Origin of the sequence: Thermogutta terrifontis (assembly GCF_002277955.1) — a bacterium.
Lineage (GTDB): Bacteria > Planctomycetota > Planctomycetia > Pirellulales > Thermoguttaceae > Thermogutta > Thermogutta terrifontis.
Window position 1 is genome coordinate 402,089 of the sequence record NZ_CP018477.1, and the last position, 16,539, is coordinate 418,627.

Here is a 16,539-nt window from a genome sequence, read left to right on the forward strand (position 1 = left end):
GACGAGGTTTACCACCAGCCGCTCAGCCGGACCCAATGGATGAGCACCCAGCCAATCAGACCACCCACCACGGTCAGAATGGCTTGGACCCTCCAGTCCCGCATGGTGGCGGGCTGGCCGTCCGTCCGCGTACCGTGGTAACGGCTGATGTCCACCCATCGAGCCAGCAGGACACCCCCCAGCGCCGCCCAGTAAATCACGTCGACAAAAGAAAAATCGCCGTGATGATTGATAATCGACACCCCGCAGAGAACCGCCACCAGGTACCCGAAGATCATCCAGTACAATCGCAGAAGACAGCCAGCTGGAGATTGGGTTTGTTCGGGGGTTGGCTGGCCTTGGGAGGGATTGTCGGGCTGAACCATCATGGTCCTCCGTTCGGAAAACTGTCGATTCCGACTCGGATGGCGGCCCGACCACCCGCAAAAAACCTGCAGTTTTGCAACTGCACCCTTCGAGATGTTATCCCACAGCGTGATCCAATGAGGAAAAACTGATAGGCTTATTTTAAAAGTATCGCTGTTTGGACACAACCCAAGCCAGATGGAAAGGCTTTCCTCTTTATGTCGGAAGCATCCCATTTCGGTTCGTTTGACGTGAATGCTGAAGATCCCCTCCATTCCGGCGATCACATTCCGGAACCGCTCCGCATCCACAGTCCGGGACCGGAGGGAGAACTTCCCTTCGACGATGCCCTTCTCCGCTACAGCCCCAGCGGACATTTATTTGGAATGTCCCAGGACGTGGGAATGGGCTGGGCTCCCGAAGACACGGTCCGGCCACGCTTCGTCATTCTCAGTACGCTGGGTGGGCTGCGCGATTCCGACGGTCGTCCCATCGCATTGGGCTACCACACCGGGCATTTTGAGCTCGATGACGCGGTGCGCCAGGCTGCTGAAGAGATCAAACGGTGTGGCGGGATTCCTTACGCGGGATACTGTTCTGATCCCTGTGACGGCCGCACACAGGGTACTCCCGGCATGTTTGACAGCCTTCCCTACCGCAACGACGCGGCCATCATTTTTCGCCGCCTTGCCCGGTCTATTCCCAACGCGGTGGGCGTCCTGGGCGTGGCCACGTGTGATAAAGGCCTTCCCGCCATGATGATGGCACTGGCGGGCCTGGGGCATCTTCCCTCGGCCATCATTCCCGGGGGCGTCATGCTGCCCACCTCACGCGGCGAGGACACGGCCAAGGTTCAATCCATCGGCGCCCGGTATGCGCAGGGGGAAATCAGCCTGGAGTACGCGAGAGACGTGGCGTGCCATTCGTGTGCATCGCCCGGTGGAGGATGTCAGTTTCTTGGCACCGCCGCCACTTCTCAGGTTGTGGCGGAGGCCCTCGGCCTGACTTTGCCCCACGCCGCGCTGGCACCGTCGGGTCAGGAAATCTGGCGTGATCTTGCGCGACGAACGGCGCGGGCCCTCATGCGGATGGTCAACCAAAAGCTCACGGTTCGCGATATCCTCACCGAAGCCTCCGCCCACAATGCCATGGTGGTTCATGCGGCCTTCGGTGGCTCGACCAATCTCATCCTCCATCTGCCCGCCGTTCTCTTTTCCGCGGGGTTGCCCCGGCCGACGATTGAGGACTGGGAACGCATCAACCGCCGGGTGCCGCGGCTGGTGGACGTGCTGCCCAATGGCCCGCGAAATTTCCCCACCCTTTACGTCTACCTGGCCGGCGGTGTCCCGGAGGTCATGCTTCACCTGCGGCGACTCAACTTGCTCCGTCTTGACGCGCGGACCATCGCCGGCAAAACCTGGGGTGAAATTTTGGAGTGGTGGGAACACTCACCGCGGAGGCAGCGGGTGAGGGAAATCCTCCGCCAGCAGGCCGGAGTCGATCCTGACGATGTGATCCTTTCTCCCGAAAAAGCCGAGGCGGCGGGCATCACAAGCACCACGTGCTTTCCACGCGGAAACCTTGCCCCCGGCGGCTCGATCGTCAAGAGTACGGCGATTGATCGGCAACTGCTTGATGCGCATGGCGTTTACGATCGCACTTTGCGTGCCCGGGTGTTTGTCAGTGAGGCCGATGCCGTTGCGGCGGTGAAGGGGCAGCTTGGTCCGCCGGTTCAGCCCGGGGATGTGGTGGTGCTTATCGGGCGGGGGCCACTTGGCTCCGGGATGGAAGAGACATATCAGCTCACGTCGGCCCTGCGGTATTTACCCTGGGGGCGAGAGGTGGCCGTGCTCACCGACGCTCGATTCTCCGGTGTCAGTACGGGGGCGTGCATCGGGTGGATCACGCCGGAAGCGCTGGCCGACGGGCCCATTGCCCGGGTTCGCGACGGCGATCGGATCCGCATCCGAATAGATACAAAACGTCTGGAAGGTTCCGTGGATTGGGTGGGCGACGGCGAGCGGGAGTATTCTCCGGAGGAAGCCGCCCAAGTCCTCGCCCGGCGGTCGCCTCATCCGCAGCTCCGGCCTGATCCGCGGCTCTCCCAAGACACCCAACTGTGGGCGATCCTCCAGGCGGTCAGCGGCGGCGCATGGGGTGGATGTGTGTTTGACCTGGATGCCATCCGGCGTCGGCTGAGCGGTTGATGGCGTGCCTCGGACGTATGGAAGAATTCGCACCGGGCCCTGGGCAAAAACCGTGTGGTTAGGAACGTGTTTTTAGTAATGTGCTGAAGCGGTGTGTTGAAAAGACGGATATGACAGGCATGTCCCTCCCAAGCACGTCCTGTCGAAAAAGGTTTTTCCGAAAGGCGGAGGGCCACGCTCATCGTGCCCCACGTCAGCTGCGCATATGACGTCAGAGTCGGTAGGGGCAATTCATGAATTGCCCCTACCGGTGGACAGTCTTCGTGGTCGCGGCAAAGCACGGGAAACCGCCATGGCCTGGGTGGAACTGGGCCCTCGATTCGGTTTGGGGAACGCCTTCCACGGCGTCCGTTAAACTTCGGAGGGGCACGCTTGTCGTGCCCGTAAGACGAAGGCGAAATGGATGGTCCAATGTTGACAAGCGGACCTGACAAGCAGGTCCCTCCGGAAAAGGGCCCTCCGATGTTGTCGGGCAATTCCTGCATCGCCCCGACCGCGTCCGATAAATTTTCACGCCCAGCGTGTGACCTGGTGGCTTGTACCGAACAAAGCGGCCAGGGCGATCGCAGCGGTCTCCACCCGCAGGATCCGCGGCCCCAAATCCAACAGGTGCCAGCCTCGGGTGCGGGCGGCCTCCACTTCGGCATCAGTGAATCCCCCTTCTGGCCCCACCGCGATCACAATCGGCACGCTTTCCTGTTTTTTGTCAGCCAAAAGTGTCCCTTTCTGAAATGCTTCGAGGCGCTCGCGCTCTCCAGATTCCACCGGATGAGCCAGGTACTTCGCGGCGGTCGGGTCCACCGCCTCCAGAAACGACGACCACGACTCAGGTTCGGCTACCATCATCAAGCGGTTGCGACCGCATTGTTTGCTGGCCTCGATAACAATGCGGGTCAGTCGGGCCACCACGTCTTTCTCCGGCCGAACCACTGTGCGCTCGGTGACTAGCGGCACAAACCTTGTCACGCCCAACTCGGTGAGCTTTTCCAAAAGCACCCGCTGCCGGTCCCCCTTAGGCAAAGGAGCGGCCACCGTCAGTGAGAACGGGAGTTCCCGCTCGACGGTACGTCGCTCCAGAACTTTGAGAGTCGCGTCGCGCCTGCTTATTTTCTCCACCTTGCAGAGGTACTCATGTCCCTGACCGTCAAAAACGATGACGTGATCGCCCGCCGCCGCCCGCATCACGTGGATGAGGTGGTGCGCTTCTGATCCCTCCAGGACGGCACGTTCTCCGGTGACTGTGGGGCAGTAAAATCGCTCGGCCATGGCTGTTTGTTTCCAGTTAACACTAATGGAAATTAAGAAACCTTGTCGATTTTACCGAAGAGTCTCACGTGACGGGTTTTGCCCAGGGCGGAGATTTTGTCTCGATCTGTCCGCCCGGACTGTCCTTCCCCTGGAGAGACGTTTATGAGCGGTCCTAAAACTCGGACCGGTATAGCCGCACGCTATCTGGCCTATTGGGGATTTAGCTTTCCCCCGTTTGGCCCGGATTGGGTGCAAGACCGCTTTTTTCAGACGGCCACCGCTGAAGAGGCACTCGCCCGAGTCGAGTTTGCCGTCACCCGCGGTTATGCGGCGGTTCTGGTTTCCGGCCCGGCGGGCGTCGGCAAAAGTTGGTTTCTGCGGTGGATGATCGAACAGTGGAGGAGCCCCCGGGCACTGGGGATTTATCTTTCCGCTTTGGGCCGTTCTCGGGAAATCTGGCTAGAGGAACTTGCCGTTCAACTGGGTGTCACCCGGCCACCCGGTCCGCCCGGCCGATTGTGGCGAGTGATCTCACAGCACATTCTTGCTGCATGCCTATCGGACCAGCCGTGCGTTCTGGCAGTGGATGATGCGTCTCTGGCGGAGCCGTCGCTCATCCACATCTTGTGGGCACTGACCCAGCTCACAGCCAGGGGGCGCCATCCCACCCTGGTGCTGGCCGGTCGATGGGAAAACCATCTTTTAAGCAGGGGGCACTTCGCCGACTGGATCGACCTGCGGATTCCGCTTGAACCGTGGTCCGAGGAGGACGTGATTGGATTCTTGTGCTGCCGACTTGAGAATGCGGGGCGAAAGCCAGACGAGGTGTTCACACCAGAGGCGAGGGAGGCCATCGCGCGCCTGACGGGGGGCGTTCCGCGGGATGTCAACCGACTGGCGGAGTGGTGCCTGGTAGCCGCCGCGGGAGCCAACGTCCGTCCCGTCGATGGGGAATTCGTGAAGGAGGTTTACGACGAATTCTACCGCCATCTGGACACCGAATGGGAAACGAGTAAAAGCGTCTCTGCAGCGCCGTGACGGAGTTCCCGCCACGGTTGGAAGAAAATCAGCATGCGGCGAGACATCGTACTTACCTCTGGAAGTTGCAAGTTTCGCGAGGACTTAGGGGCATCCAGGAAGCAGGCGGGACGTGTGGACATGGCACCTGATTTTGCCGCCACACCCTGCCTCAGCCAGTTATGGAGGGAGATTTGGTCGTCTGATGAATTGAGCTCTTCGAGGGAAAATCTACTCTGTCGCTTTTAATTCACCACAGGCTCGGGCCGCGGAGCAACTGATAATTCATGTAGGCGAAATAACCGAAGAGGACGGCCAGGAAAAAGTTGCTGGAGAGAGCGGCCCAAAACGCGATGCCGGCCCCGACCAGAAAAGAAACCTGGGCGGCGCGAAATGTTCCCCAACTTGGATCACGGAGACCGAGAACCTCGCGGAGGATTTGGCCGCCGTCGAGGGGAAGCACCGGAAGGAGGTTGAGAATCCCCCAGCCCACCGTCACAAAAAACAGGGAATTCACGAAGTCGGTCATCCAGGGATGACCCAGATTGGTGACGACGTACAGGCCGATTGGCCAGCCGACAAACGCGGCCACCGGTCGCCCCAGCGCCAAAAGCACGGCTGCCAGCACCGCCGCGAGAAGGAAACCCGTGCCAGGACCGGCCGCCAGAATGAGAATTCGTCCCAGGGCCCGGGGCGGGCGGACAAACGCGTCCCGCATTCCGTACTCGGTGTATCCACCCAGGCCGTAAAGCGTGATGCGGGGATAATATCCAAAAGCCCGCATCGTCAGGGCATGACCCAGTTCGTGGACGAGCACCGCCACAAAGACCGCCAGGACCCAGCCGACCAAAGTGAAAAGGTCGCCCGAACTAATTCCCAGGAAGGCCGCCATCACCCAAAAGAACGGATGAACCCGGACCGGGATTCCTGCAAGCGTAAAGTACAGGTCGTAGGGTGTTTCACGAGGTTGAAAGGAATTCACAACGCTCCTCGAACAGGAAACTTTGCAAAGGGACGTGGGACCAACCACGCTTCGAAAGTCGTGATGGAAAGGATACGTCATTTTACTCATTTCATCTTGGGCGACCCAGCCGTGCATCACGTGACTTGTCGCTGCCTTTTCTTTGCCGCTGGAACAGGGCCCAGACCTTGACGACGGGATGCGCGTATGGGAGATTCAGCCCGAAGTGAAAGGACGGGCTTGCAGGTCCGCTCCTCAACGTTGGATGTTCCAATCCGGAGTAGGGGCGATTCATGACTCGCCCTTGGAACACGTAAGCCCAGGTCAAAATCATCGCATTTCGGTAGGGACTTTATGAATTGCCCCTAAACATGAATTGCCCCTAGCGGAGGCTGAACGATTCGCCTGCGATGAAGAGGATCTGCCCGCACGTGCCCGCTTTGATTCAACCGACTGCTGGACATCCGCGAGCGCCGTAACCTTAATACGGCAACTCTTCTTCACCCTCGACTTCCGGCAGAAGGGCCTGGTGGCGGTCGTGACGGGTTTCGTTGGTGGTGATCACCCGAATACCGGGGGCATCGTCAAGCGGACACACATATTCGCAAACACCGCAGCCGATGCATTTCTCCGGGTCCACTTTGGGAAGCTTGATCCGACGTTTTTTTCCGTCGCGGAGTTCGACCTCGGTTTCCACGCAGTAGATGGCCTTTTCGGGGATGGGGCAGTGCTCTTCGCACACCACGCAGTTCCGGCCATACACGTAGGGAATACAGCGTGTCACATCGAAGGCGGCCAGACCGATCTTGATCTGGTGTTTTTCCTCCTCTGTAAGCGGCCGAATGGCCTCTGTGGGGCAGACGTGACCGCAGGCCGTGCAGGTGTAATCGCAGTACCCGATGATCGGCACCAGGTGGGGTGTGAAAAGGCCTTCCAGGCCGGCTTCCGTGATGGCAGGCTGCAGGCCGCCGGTGGGACATACTTTCATGCACATGCCGCAGGCGGTACAGCGGGCGAGGAAATCCGGCTCGGGCCTGGACCCGGGTGGGCGGATGAGCCGGGGATGATAGACCGAGCCGCGTCCCTGTGGGGTCGCCCGCAGAAACGCAAAACCCACCAGACCTCCCGCCGCCGCCCAAAGTACGCCCCGACGCGTCAGGCCCACCGGCTGAACGGCAGGTTCCTTTCGCCAGATCACCGGCTGGAAGGTGAACTCGCACGCATCACGGGGACAGGTTGTGGAGCAATTCAGGCACACAAAGCACTCGCTGGGCTTCCAGCCGGTTCCCAATCCACTCGCCGAGGCCCCATGACACGCCGTGGTGCACAGTCCGCATTCATTGCAGCTCTCCGAAGTGACCTTCCTGCGGAGCAACGGTCGTTTGGCCAGCAGTCCCAGCAGGGCCCCCAGCGGACAGACATATCGGCACCAGAACCGCCGCCGGTAAGCGTTGGCCGCCACAATGGCAATGAAAAAGGCGAGAATCAGACCCGTGCCCAGGAACGCCTGCTTGGGAAGCACAAACACGTGATTGCGGAGATATTGATAAGCCGGCTCCGTGACGCTCGTCAGCTTGAAACCGCCAATTCGGGGATCCGCCTGATAAACCGCGTTGGCTCCCGTCTCGATTCCCCATTGGGCCGCCGGCAGGAGAGAGGTCGTCACCGTGCGGTAGAGGAGGACCAGCGGATCAAAAATGGTGATCCAGTGTCCACCCACCAGGGCCATGACGAGTGCCCCGCCCAGGATGTAATACTTCGCTTTTTGCCACGGTGAAAAGGTATCACGGCGCTTGGCAGGTTTCTGGACTTTGTCCAGCGCCCAGCCTGTCAGGGCGTGAACGGTGCCCAGCGGGCAGATCCACCCACAGAAAACGCGACCCAGAATGAGGGTCAGCAGGACCGTCACGAGCGAAAAAAGAGCCAGCAGCGGCACAGCGTGCGCCGCCAGGACCGTCATCACCAGGATGAGCGGATCGGCCAGAAAATACGCCTTAAGCCACCAGGAGGGTGTTTCTCCGGGAACAGGGCGGGTGGCGAGAATGAGCCCTACAAAAGCCAGCAGAAAAGCAATCTGCACCACCCGCCGTATCCACCGGCGAAAGGGCAGACGCCGTTTCATGAAAGGGTGATCTCCTTGGGTTGCAGTGAACGGTAATCCATGGTCCCGAGACCCACCTGATGCCCTTTCACTATGGAGCCAATGTCCGACGGCTTGCGTCCCAGCATTTCCGCCCCGAAAGCATCCAGGGCGACAATGTCCGTTCCGGCGGCCAGCGTGAGCCGAACCGCCACGTCCTCAATGTTGCCGCCTTTGGGACCATGGGCAAGCATCACCCGCGTGCAATCCAGCAAGCACAAACTTGGCCGCATAAACCGCGTAATGTCGGCAAGGCAGGTGGGAATGTCCTGGTGGAAAACGCGGCGGTTCTCGATGACGCCCATGTAGTTTTTCATGCACAGCGTGGCCGTGGCCAGCACGTGGTGCTTAGCGATGGGGACGTTGATAACCACGTCGCTTTCCACAATCTCCGGATAAACGGGGATGGTTTTTACCCGCTCGCCTTTGATGTCCATCTCCCGGAAGCGATCGCGGTCGAGAAAGACGACCTGCGCACCGGCCTTGCGAGCGGCGTCGGCGATCCCGCTTGAAGCGTAGGCCTTCTGGGGCAGGTCACAGGGATTGTCGCCCACCTTGACAACCTTGGCCCCCGCGTCCAGGCAGAGGCGAACGAGGGTGGCGACGACATCGGGGTTGGTGTTGGCGCCCAGCTCTGGTGTGCGGTCCCACCCGATGTTCGGCTTGATCCACACCACATCGCCCCGCTTAACGAACCGAGACATTCCCCCGAGAGCCGCCACAGCCTGCTCGGTGAGTTGCGTGGCGATCTTCGCAAATTCGGTGGGTGATTGTGGGGATGGTCCCGTCCATTTCGTGATGACCATCTTGGTTTCCGATGGGGCGGCCCAGCTCAACTGGGCGGGCAGAAGGAGTCCTCCCGTAGCGACCGCGGATTGCCACAAAAACTCCCGGCGAGTCGATTTCGCGTGCATTGGTGATCCCCCCATGCAAAAGCAATCGTGCGAGACTTTGGCGAGCCGAACCGTTGACAACCTGTTTTCCGTAGGCGGAGTGATTTGAGGTATTTCGGCACGGAGAATCTTGTTTGATAGGATATCCGGCCCGGCGAGATTTTACAAGCGCGTATGTCAAAAAATTAAAAACTCGCTTGACAGGCAGAGGCGTCTTGCGATTCCAGGGTCTGCACGCAGTCGCTGGGGCTTCCGGACTCCGCGGTGAGCGATCCTGTTCGTCCCGGATGATGATATGTAGCTGGTTTCCAAAAAAATCGATAGCGGTTGAACCGCTTGGCCCGCGGCGGAGAAAAGCCTTCGGCGCTCGCGGTGCCGAACCTGGGATACAATACAAACGGCACGCGGGGGACAATGAGCGGCAATAAAGTCTTGGGGTATTGCAGAGAGAATCCCAAACACAGTCGCACCCTCGCGGGTTGCGTTTGTGCCTACGGAAACGGCCCAGCCACGTTCGGCAGGCCTCCGAGGTGATCGCTTTTTGTCTAAAGATTTGGGAAACCTTTCATGGACCAGACTCGGGAAGTCGTTCTCGTCAATATGCCTTTTGCCAATCTCCGCTGGCCCAATTTGGGACTGAGTTTGCTCAAAGCGGCGGTCCAGCGAAAGGGAATTCCCTGCCGAATTCTGTACCTTAACTACGATTTCGCCGAGCAAATTGGCTACGACCTCTATCAGTGGATTGCCGACCACTTCGCCTTCACACTGGGAGGAGAACGGCTGTTTTCTCGCCACTACTTTGGACGGTTTCCCACGACCAACCAGGAGTACATCCAGGAGGTCCTGCGAGCGGCCGATCCCGACTTCTCGCCCAGGGACGAAGATGAATTTTTACGGTTGACGAAAGAGGCGAAGACCTTTCTGGAAAGGGCGGCGGCTGCTTACCCGTGGCAACAGGCCCTGGTGATCGGCTTTGCGACCACGTTTCAGCAGACGATGCCGTCTCTGGCCCTGGCCAAGCGAATCAAGGCCGTTTGCCCTACGGTGACCATCGTCTTCGGCGGGGCCGCCTGCGAAGGGGAAATGGGAGTCACCCTGGCGGAGGAATTCCCGGAAATTGACTATGTGTTTCTAGGGGAGGCCGATCACATCTTCCCTGAATTTGTCGCCCAATTGCAATCAGGGCAGTTCCACGGTCCGCTTCCACGAGGGGTTATCTCGCGGCAGGATGTGCAGAAGTTCACGCAGCGTCGGGCCGCTTCTTCTGAGTTCACGTCCGCGATCACGTTACCTGTGGTGAACGGGCCGAAAGCCGAGGCTTCGCTGGACACCACGCTTGTTGATGATTTGGATAATTTGCCCTATCCAGATTTTGACGATTTCTTTGCCCGTTATGAAGCCAGCGGCTTGAAGAGATTCTTCGAGCCGGTGCTGTTTTTTGAAATGTCTCGGGGTTGCTGGTGGGGGCAAAAACATCACTGTGCCTTCTGTGGCTTGAACGGCCGATCGATGCGCTATCGCAGCAAGTCGCCCGAGCGAATTTTGGCCGAGCTCAAGTTTCTCACCCAGCGCTATCCTGCGACGCGGGGATGTGCCGCGGATAACATTCTGGATTTTCGGGCTTTTGAATCGCTTCTTCCTCAACTCGAAGCCGCCCAGTTGCCATTCCATTTTGCGTGTGAACTGAAAGTCAATCTGACCAGGGAAGAGGTGGGACAGCTTCTCCGCGCGGGATTGGGGGCCGCACAACTGGGGATTGAAACGTTTGACAGTGATCTCCTCAAACGCATTGACAAAGGTGCTCTGGGGGTTCAGAACCTGCAGACCCTCAAGTGGTTCACCGAGGCCGGTATCGACGTGGAGTGGAACTGGCTTTATGGATTGCCGGGTGAAACCCCACTCACTTACGAGCGTCTGGTCCAGCTCATCCCGCGGATCGTCCATCTCGCACCGCCGCTGGGTGTGGGGCGGGTCCGCATGGACCGATTTTCGCCCTTCTTTGAACATCCCGAGCGATTTGGAATGATTCGGCCCCGGCCGTTCCGGGCATTTCACCATGTTTACCCATTCAGCGACAAGGTTCTCCAGCGACTCGCCTACTATTTTGAATTCGACCTTATCGAGGGGCTGAATCCAGACATCGAGGCACGTCCACTGCTCACAGCCATTTCCCAGTGGCGAGAAGATCACGCCTCGGCGCGCTTGACGATGCGACGCCATGACGACGGCACGCTGCTCATCACGGACAACCGGCCGAAATTCGGCTTTCGACAGCACCGTCTGCGCGGATGGGAGGCCCAGCTCTATCTGTTCTGCGACACGGCACGTGGCCCCGGCGCGATTCGGGATTGGCTCGCCTCGCACCCAGACGTGGGCGGCGACGAATGTGATGATACGCTGAGGCGCTGGCAGCAGGAAGGCATCCTGCTGTGCTGGGATGATCGTTATCTCGCCCTTGCCGTTTGGGTTCCGGAACAGTCAGATCTGTATCAGGCGGCCCGCCGCGTGGAAGCGCGAATCGAGCGACATCGGGCGGAACGGCACGCCCACGTCTGAGACTCGCCCTTTAATCCTGCGAGACTTTTTCCACATTCGACCACAGGAAGGGCTGGGGATTTGTCGGTTTGGCTTCCACGTGGTGGAGATGGATCTCCCGGCCGTCCCGTGCCCGCAAAACCGGCTGTTTGCCGCTGTTCTGGAGGACGACATTTTCCAGGTTGAGCCGTCCGAACTGCGCGATATCGAGAACCGGCTGATCGGCTCGATCGTCTCTCAGGGCAATCAAGACATTTTTCAGGGTGAGGTCAAATTGACGGTCTTTATCGCCCAGAACACGAAGGGGAAGGGCAATATTTTGGGCACGGATGTTTTCAAACACCAGGCGCTTGGCCGGCTGACCGGTCTGCCACACGCCTTTTTCAAAATCATACAGATAGACGGCATCGACGGTGTCCATTGTACAGTTCTGGATGAGCCAGTCATCGCTGGGCAACTTGGGATTGCGATCGGTGGGGGCGAAGTGAACAAACGCCGACAGCATATTGGTGCGGGGCTTGCCCTTTTTGATCGTGATCCGATGGGGATACTCGCCCGGCCCCCAGAAGCGACAATCATGAACCCGTAAATGCACGCACCCCAGGCGAAAGCCGTTGCAGGAGGAGTTGATTTGACATCGGGCGACCTCAAAGTCCACATTGTCGCAGCCGGCCAGGCAGTCGTCTCCTGTACGGAAGTCACAGTCCACCACGCGAAATCGCCGGCACGCCTGAGCGTGAACGCCGTCGTGGCCGCCGCGGAATTTCACGCCACTGATCAGGAAGTCTTCCGAGTCGTTGCACAGGACCGCGTAATTGCCCGCCCGGGTGATTGTTACGTCACGAATCGTGACATTCCGGCAGCGGACAAAACGAATAGCGTGTGGGCCACGGAAACCCTCTTCTCCGCCGGGAATTTCGCAGTCCGCACCGTCAAGGGTGCCAGGGCCCTCGATGGTGATCCGTTCCGCATTTTCTGCGAACAGGAACGAATCCGTCCACCGTCCCTGGCCGTAATCCCGAAAATCGGCACTGCCCTGGAGCACGGCACCTTCTTCCAGAAACAATCGCACACCGGATGGCAACTGGAGACGGCCGGTGATGAATCGCCCTTTGGGAACGCGGACCGTGCCGCCGTGCCTGGCCGCCACATCGATGGCCTTTTGAAAGGCCTGTGTGTCCAGAACGTCATCGTCCGCGGTGGCTCCAAACTCCGTCACCAAATAGGTGTCCTTTTCCTGTGTCATGGCTCCGCTACTGGCAAAACATGCAAAGGCCGTTGCCGTGGTCAACCTAAACAGGACTTGCCACGTAAAATGATGCTGAAGGACCATGGGAGGCTCCTTTCCAGACGACTGCCGGGAATGGATGGGCCGCAGGATCGACCGACGCCATCCATCTCGCACGGTATCCGCGAAGGAATTTCGGAAAACATGCTCCATGGTATAAACAATCGCATCGCGTAGAAACTGCCACCTACCAGAATCCATATTGCCATCATGGTTGATACTCTTCCGCCGACACAGTTTGAACATCGGGCCCCATCACGCGTTGCCGTTTTGGGAGCGGGAATCAGTGGGCTGGCCGCCGCGCTGAAAATCCGGGAGCTTTCTCCCCAGACCGACGTGGTCATTTTCGATCAGCAGAGTCGGCCGGGCGGCGTGCTGGGCACGGTTCGAGAGGACGGATTCCAGGTGGAACGCAGTGCCGACAACTTCATCACCACGCTCCCCTGGGCGATGGACCTGTGCCGTCAGTTGGAGCTTGGCGAGCACCTGGTGAGCACGCATCCCGAGCATCGCCGGGCATTCGTGGTATGGCGACGCCGCTTGCACCCGCTCCCGGATGGATTTCTCATGATGGCCCCCTCTGAATTTTGGCCGCTGGCCACCACGCCGCTCCTTTCACCGTGGGGCAAACTCCGCGCGGCGATGGAGTATGTTTTGCCGCCGCGTTTGGATGAAGACGACGAAAGCCTCGCTGCGTTCGCACGACGGCGGCTGGGGCGGGAAGTCTTCGAGCGCCTCGTGGAACCCCTCGTCACCGCCGTTTATGGTGCGGACACCGAACGGCTCAGCGTCCTCGCCACCCTTGCCCGCTTTCGAGAAATGGAAAAAAAGTATGGCAGCCTGATCCGTGCCATGCGAGCCCAAAAAGGAGCGCGAAGAGGGGGCACGCACTCGGGGGCGAAAACCCCGCGGGAAAGTGGCGCCCGGTACAGCATGTTTGCCACGCTCCGCTTCGGACTGGAACAGCTTGTCGAAGAAATTGTGGCGCGATTGCCCCAGGACGCACTCCGCCTCGGAACCCAGGTCACAGGTCTTGCCCGAAAAGACTCGGGCTGGCTGGTGACGCTCGATAATGGAAAGGCCTTTCCCTGCGATGCGGTCGTGCTGGCGGTCCCCGCGTATGCCGCGGCTCGCGTCATCGAACAGTTGGATCAACAGCTCTCGCAGGAACTGGCCGGTATCACATATACCGGGAGCGTGATTCTAGCCCTGGCCTACCGGCGAGAAGACGTGGGCCATCCGTTGGACGGGTCGGGGTGCGTCATCCCCGCCGTGGAACAAAGTCCCCTTCTGGCGGTCAGTTTCAGCAGTCAGAAGTATCCGCATCTGTCCCCTGAGGGAACCGTTTTACTGCGGGTATTTGCCGGTGGGGCACGGCGGCCCGACCTGGTGGCCGAAGAGGAGGGGCGGTTGCGGACTCTCCTGCGATCGGAGGTGGAGAAGTTGCTTCACATCCGGGGCAAGCCCGTGCGAGAGTGGCTGTTCCGCTGGCCCGCCGCCATGCCGCAGTACGAGGTGGGCCATCTCGAACGACTGCGTCGCATCGAAGAGCGGTTGCAGCGCTGGCCGGGCCTGGCCCTGGCGGGCAACGCCTATCGCGGCGTCGGCATCCCGCACTGTATTCGCAGTGGTTGGCGGGCAGCCGGACGGGTCCTGGGACTGCCCGTGGAAGACCGCGAGTTCGGCAGCTCGCCATTCTGACAGGCAGTGGATTTACCCCAGGGCCGGGGTGGGGTCCGCTTTTCTGGACGGCCTGGTTCCACCCGGGCCGACAGCCGACGTGGAAGTCGGCCCTCGATTGGATGCGGTCGAGGGTCGGTTTCCACCGCGACCGGTAGTCGGTTTCGGATCGGATCAACGCCAAGGTGGTGAAGGCTCAAGCCTTCACCGAAAAGCGGCGATGAATCGCCGCACTCCATGGAGTGCGGGGCTTCCGCCCCGCTTTCCGCGCGGGACTTCAGTTCCCGCCGGAGCCAAATGGATCATCGAATGTTGATAAACGGACCTGACGAGCGGGTCCCTCCGAGAAATCGTCCGGAGGGGCACGCTTGTCGTGCCCGCAAGACGAAGACGAAATGGATATTCCAGCGCTGACAAGCGGACCTGACGAGCAGGTCCCTCCGAGCAATCGTTCGGAGGGGCACGCTTGTCGTGCCCGGAGAACCGAGGTGGATGATCCAACGTCAAACGGCGGACGTGACAAGCACGTCCCTCCGAATACGCACCCGACAAACACGTCCCTCCGAAAACGGACCGCACTCGCCGGCTGAGGTCGGGGAGGCCAAACTGAAACGTGGACGCCGTCAAGAAAACAAATCACCCCGGCTGACCGTTTCTGACTTCCTGTCGAGTCATCTCGCGTGAAACCTGGGAGCGGCGTCGGTCGGTTGGTGGCGTGGAGGATGTCGGTTCCTCTGGGCTCCCGATGATTTCCGTCAGTGACTCGGCAAGGCGTCTTTCAGGTAACCGGGGTGATCACACTGGGGCTTTTCTGTCAGGTGGGACGAACCGTTGGACTGAGTTGCTTATCTCACAGGTTGCATCGGGCAGGCTCGTCGTTTGCTCTTCGATGCTGTTGACTCAAGGTGGGAATTTCTCAGGCAGGAATTTTCAGGTGGGCAATTGAGGTAGGATTTGGAGGTGGGATTGAGGAAGGTTGTTGTTGCAGGGGATCGGTCTTGACTTGACTCAGTTGTTCATGGCCACGTTGTTCATTTGCGGCGGGTAGAGGGCCTCGTTCCGCAGACCGTCCAGGAATTTTTTGCCGGCCAGGTATTCCGCAGGGCTGACCCTGGTGATCTCTTCTCGGAGCATGCTGCTGAGGATCTCCACATTCTTGCGGACCTGGCTGTAGAAGGGGCTGGCGGCGCCATGGTCGCTGGGTTGTCGGGCGGCGAACAGTTCCTCAATTGCCGCTCGGTACTGGGCATAGCGCTCACCCTGGAGGACGGCAGGCCAGTGGATCGTGTGAGTCACAGGATCCAGTTCAGCAGCGGTGAGACGTTGGGGCTTGACCTGAACGGCGGCCGTTTGCTGGGCAGGATGCTTGCTTTCGCCCGGGCTGGGAGTGGGCTTGTTCTGCAGCGCCAGATAGGTATCCCGAGCTTGCTTGCGATCCCAGTACGCCTTGGCATATTTCAGCGAGTTGTCGATCTGGACGGCGTTGCCTTCCAGATGAACCTTGCGAGCCTGGGCAAGACTTACCTGGGCATCGGCCTGCGCTTTCACCATGGCCGCCTGGGCCTGGAGAAGGGTTGCATACGCCTGAATGAGGGCCGCCTGACCTTTGGACAGTTCCATCTGGGACGCGGCATAGACGTAGGTCTCGTTTTGCCACGCCTGGGGCACGGCTGCCTGACCGAATGCCTTGCCCGCAACCATTCCGAACACGCACACACAAACGGCGGAGAGGGTGACGAAACGTGTCATGGTACAGACTCCTTATCCTGGAAGGTTCCACAAACACCGAGACGTAACTTCACACAACCAAAAACCAGTGGTTCCGGAAAATTCGCTGCAGTCTTGACATCTAGGGTGAATACCCTAGATCTGCCGCGCACTTTTTCTAGGGGAGGGTGAGCGTACTGCTCAAATGTGTTTCAGGGGGGACTTCTTGGAAGGATCGCAGGTGGGACTTCTACTTGGTGGGTGCGAGGGTACTTCCTCACTGATGATGTGGGGGGCCTTTATCACGGTAGGTTCAGGCACACCCTGGGTTGGAACATGTCATCGCTTCTACCGCTGTGGTGGTCACCTCCTTTCTACCATCAGTTAAGAGACTCCGCTTTTGGCCTTCTCACGAGGCCCTGCCATCGAGCGGCAATCAGGGGCTCATCTCTCGGCAGGGACTGGTTGTCTCACATAGGGGTTAAGTGTTCGTGTGTTCACTATTGCGGGTCGGCCGT

At 59.6% G+C, this 16,539-nt stretch carries 11 protein-coding genes; 4 read left to right on the forward strand and 7 right to left on the reverse strand.

Annotated elements, in window-relative coordinates; translation table 11 throughout:
* Window positions 1-8: 8 nt before the first annotated feature.
* Window positions 9-368: a hypothetical protein gene (locus THTE_RS17805; protein ID WP_157731606.1), complete on the reverse strand. Its 360-nt coding sequence runs from the start codon at window positions 366-368 to the stop codon at window positions 9-11.
* Window positions 369-563: 195 nt separating this feature from the next.
* Between THTE_RS17805 and THTE_RS01450 the strand changes: the two genes are divergently transcribed.
* A complete protein-coding gene (locus tag THTE_RS01450; protein ID WP_095413760.1) occupies window positions 564-2,552 on the forward strand; it encodes a YjhG/YagF family D-xylonate dehydratase in 1,989 nt (662 codons plus the stop codon).
* A 510-nt stretch (window positions 2,553-3,062) separates the two neighbouring features.
* On the opposite strand, the gene THTE_RS01455 is transcribed toward THTE_RS01450, so the two are convergent.
* Window positions 3,063-3,818, reverse strand: coding sequence for an RsmE family RNA methyltransferase (locus THTE_RS01455; protein WP_095413761.1), 756 nt, complete (start codon window positions 3,816-3,818; stop codon window positions 3,063-3,065).
* 144 nt (window positions 3,819-3,962) lie between these two features.
* Between THTE_RS01455 and THTE_RS01460 the strand changes: the two genes are divergently transcribed.
* On the forward strand, window positions 3,963-4,838 hold the full coding sequence (locus THTE_RS01460; RefSeq protein ID WP_095413762.1) for an ExeA family protein: 876 nt from the start codon (window positions 3,963-3,965) through the stop codon (window positions 4,836-4,838).
* A 229-nt stretch (window positions 4,839-5,067) separates the two neighbouring features.
* Here THTE_RS01460 and THTE_RS01465 read toward each other — a convergent pair whose 3' ends face one another.
* The 3 genes from THTE_RS01465 to THTE_RS01475 all read right to left on the reverse strand — a co-directional run bounded on the left by THTE_RS01465 (window position 5,068) and on the right by THTE_RS01475 (window position 8,832).
* A complete protein-coding gene (locus THTE_RS01465; RefSeq protein ID WP_157731608.1) occupies window positions 5,068-5,799 on the reverse strand; it encodes a metalloprotease in 732 nt (243 codons plus the stop codon).
* Window positions 5,800-6,259: 460 nt separating this feature from the next.
* Window positions 6,260-7,900 carry a 4Fe-4S binding protein gene (locus THTE_RS01470; RefSeq protein ID WP_095413764.1) on the reverse strand — a complete coding sequence of 547 codons (1,641 nt, stop codon included), beginning with the start codon at window positions 7,898-7,900 and terminating at the stop codon, window positions 6,260-6,262.
* Complete coding sequence (locus THTE_RS01475; RefSeq protein WP_157731610.1) at window positions 7,897-8,832, reverse strand: DUF362 domain-containing protein; 936 nt, start codon at window positions 8,830-8,832, stop codon at window positions 7,897-7,899. Before THTE_RS01475 ends, THTE_RS01470 begins: the two co-directional genes overlap by 4 nt.
* 546 nt (window positions 8,833-9,378) lie before the next feature.
* Between THTE_RS01475 and THTE_RS01485 the strand changes: the two genes are divergently transcribed.
* Entirely contained in the window at window positions 9,379-11,367 is a 1,989-nt protein-coding gene (locus tag THTE_RS01485) for a RiPP maturation radical SAM C-methyltransferase (RefSeq protein WP_095413767.1), read from the forward strand.
* 10 nt (window positions 11,368-11,377) lie between these two features.
* On the opposite strand, the gene THTE_RS01490 is transcribed toward THTE_RS01485, so the two are convergent.
* The gene (locus THTE_RS01490) at window positions 11,378-12,679 is read right to left on the reverse strand and encodes a glycoside hydrolase family 28 protein (protein ID WP_157731612.1); all 1,302 of its coding nucleotides are present in this window, start codon (window positions 12,677-12,679) and stop codon (window positions 11,378-11,380) included.
* 165 nt (window positions 12,680-12,844) lie between these two features.
* Here THTE_RS01490 and hemG point away from each other — a divergent pair, with 165 nt between their 5' ends.
* Window positions 12,845-14,335 carry a protoporphyrinogen oxidase gene (gene hemG, locus THTE_RS01495; RefSeq protein WP_095413769.1) on the forward strand — a complete coding sequence of 497 codons (1,491 nt, stop codon included), beginning with the start codon at window positions 12,845-12,847 and terminating at the stop codon, window positions 14,333-14,335.
* 987 nt (window positions 14,336-15,322) lie between these two features.
* Here the strand turns inward: hemG and THTE_RS01505 are convergent.
* A complete protein-coding gene (locus THTE_RS01505; protein ID WP_095413771.1) occupies window positions 15,323-16,063 on the reverse strand; it encodes a hypothetical protein in 741 nt (246 codons plus the stop codon).
* Between the last annotated feature and the right edge of the window lie 476 nt (window positions 16,064-16,539).